Raw genomic sequence first — 1,342 nt, forward strand, 5'->3', positions numbered from 1 at the left:
ACCGAGGGCGGCACGCGCTTCTTTGAGGCTCTTGCCAGTGGCGATCTGTTCGCGGATCTGTGCTTCGACATGTTCGATGCGACGTGCCGTTTCAGCGACCTCCTGCGCACGATTGCGCGGGACGATGACGACACCGTTGGCGTCAGCGACAACGATGTCGCGGGCGCAAACCCGAGCTTGGCCAACCGACACCGGCTGGTTTACAGCCACGACTTCCACGCGGTCCTTACCGGTACGCATGAAACGGCCTTTGCTGAACAATGGGTAGCCTTCGCCCAGCGCCTTGTTCACATCGCGGCAGACACCGTCAATGACCGTGCCGGCTATACCCCGGGCAAGTGCGTACTGGGTCATGATGTCGCCCCACACCGTGCAATCGGTACGGCCGTCATTGGCGATGACCACCACATCGCCTGGTGCTACTTCATCAATGAAGTCACCGACAGTACCGGGCGGTGTGCTCGCACTGACGTACTGAACAGTGAAGGCAGGGCCGACGACGACCTGGCTGTAGTTGGCCAATGGCGAGATACCGAAGGCCTGGCCCGGAAGGCCCAGTTTATCCATCGCGTCGGACACGCCCGGGGTATCCAAGCCTTCGAACAAGGCAACCAGGTCTTTATCAGAAAGGCTCATATCAGTGCTCCACCTTGATGGCTTCGAATTGCGTGTCGTGCATGACTTCCTCGACTGAGCGACCGGCGCGAACAGCGTCGACCATGCCGGCTTGGCGGCGGTCAATACGCTCGGCCAGATCAAGCACTTTCTCGATGGCATTGGCCGGAACGAAAACGGTGCCGCATTCGTCGGCGATCACGTAATCGCCCTCATCAACTTCAACACCCGCCATGCGAACTTTGACGGCCGCGTCAATCTGGATGAGTCGGTTGCGCGCGCTGATCATGGTCACGCCGCGACCGAAGACCGGGTAACCGATATCTGCGCTGCCGCGGATGTCGCGGCTGAAGCCATCGATGATCGATCCACGAATGCCTTTGCGCTGGGCTGCGTTGGCGAGGATATCGCCCCAGCTGGAGATACCGTCGACACCACCGGCGATCACCAACACGCGGTCATCGGTGGTGACCTGCTCCACGACCGGGGTAATCAGGTGAACGGTGGGCGCCACGTCCTGCTTTGGCCCCAACTGCACGGTGCTGGCTCGGCCGACAATTTTGGGGCAGTTCCAGAGCGGCAGCAGGCCGTTAGTGGCGCCAGGCAGTTGGAGGAAGTCCAGAGCGTCCGACACTGTGTTGGTATCGAGCGCGGCCAGGCGTTCAAGCGGGGCTTTCAAGCTCATCTGTTGCAGGCCTCTTGTAGGTGAGGCTTGAGTATCGGCGCC

Annotated in this window: 2 protein-coding genes; both read right to left on the minus strand. The window is 60.9% G+C overall.

Annotated features, from left to right (window positions below):
* The coding region (locus N5D53_RS27555) for an RraA family protein (RefSeq protein ID WP_279841137.1) at nucleotides 1–636 on the minus strand (636 nt) is incomplete at its 3' end.
* Nucleotide 637: 1 nt separating this feature from the next.
* Nucleotides 638–1,300, minus strand: a complete 663-nt coding sequence (locus tag N5D53_RS27560) for an RraA family protein (RefSeq protein WP_108078637.1) — start codon at nucleotides 1,298–1,300, stop codon at nucleotides 638–640.
* Nucleotides 1,301–1,342 lie beyond the last annotated feature (42 nt).

The sequence above is a fragment of the Pseudomonas sp. GD03862 genome (assembly GCF_029840855.1).
Classification (GTDB): Bacteria; Pseudomonadota; Gammaproteobacteria; order Pseudomonadales; family Pseudomonadaceae; genus Aquipseudomonas; species Aquipseudomonas alloputida.

Excerpts from the sequence above, each read along its gene's own strand:
- N5D53_RS27560 (WP_108078637.1), bottom strand. The coding sequence starts at position 1,300 with ATGAGCTTGAAAGCCCCGCTTGAACGCCTGGCCGCGCTCGATACCAAC.